1 protein-coding gene is annotated in these 947 nt (G+C 63.8%); it reads left to right on the top strand.

What is annotated here, in order from left to right:
* Window positions 1-131 precede the first annotated feature (131 nt).
* A partial coding sequence (locus tag HGQ17_RS14850; RefSeq protein WP_407670818.1) for an IS110 family transposase occupies window positions 132-947 on the top strand: 816 nt, incomplete at its 3' end.

The raw sequence follows: 947 nt of genomic DNA, 5'->3' as shown, positions 1-947 counted from the left end.
GTTTTCTAACGTGGATGCCGAGCATGAACCGCCCACCGACACCTCATTTTCCCAAGCAGGGAAGGTGAGCTGGGCTGGGCAGCTGGCTGCCCAGACGCCCCGTTCTGGGTGGTGACAGGACTCCAGAATTGATGAGGAGAAAGCTCGTGGCCTGGAATCTTCAGGACTTCGCGCTGTTCATCGGCTTAGACGTCGGCAAAAGTGAGCATCACGCCACCGCACTGACCACCACCGGTGGCAAGGCCTACGACAAGTCCCTGCCCAACGACGAGGCCAACCTCCGGGACCTGCTGGGCGAACTCACCCGTCAGCATGGCCCGGCTTTGTTGGTGGTCGATCAGCCCGCGACCATCGGCGCACTGCCGGTGGCTGTTGCCCAGGAGGCTGAGGATGTTCAGGTGGCCTACCTGCCGGGGCTGACCATGCGCAGAATGGCCGACTTGCACGCCGGATCAGCTAAAACCGATGCCCGAGACGCGTTCATCATCGCTGAGACCGCCCGGACCATGCCCACCGCGTTGCGGCAGATCGCAGCCTCTGATGAGCAGATCGCCGAGCTGGCGGTGCTGACCGGGTTCGATGATGACCTGCTGGCCCAGACCACCGCAGCCAGGAACCGGCTACGCGGACTGCTGACCCAGATCCACCCCGGCCTGGAACGGGCCATTGGGCCCCGGCTGCATCACTACGGGGTCCTGGATGTGCTGAGCAGGTGGCCTACTCCGCAGCGGATCAAAGACGCCGGCCGAGGCCATGTGCGCAACCGAATCACCAAACACAACCCACGATTAGCTGGCCCACTCACTGAGGAGATCTTCACCGCCCTGGAGGCTCAGACGGTGGTGGTTCCCGGCACTGAGGCGGCAGCGACCATCATGCCGATCCTCGCCGGGCAGCTGAAGGACCTGTACTCACAGCGTCAGCAGGTCCTGGCCCAGGTCGATGCC

This window comes from Nesterenkonia sedimenti (assembly GCF_012641515.1).
Taxonomy (GTDB): domain Bacteria; phylum Actinomycetota; class Actinomycetes; order Actinomycetales; family Micrococcaceae; genus Nesterenkonia; species Nesterenkonia sedimenti.
Note: the sequence above shows the minus strand (reverse complement) of the source record. Positions and strands in the feature narration are given on the sequence as shown.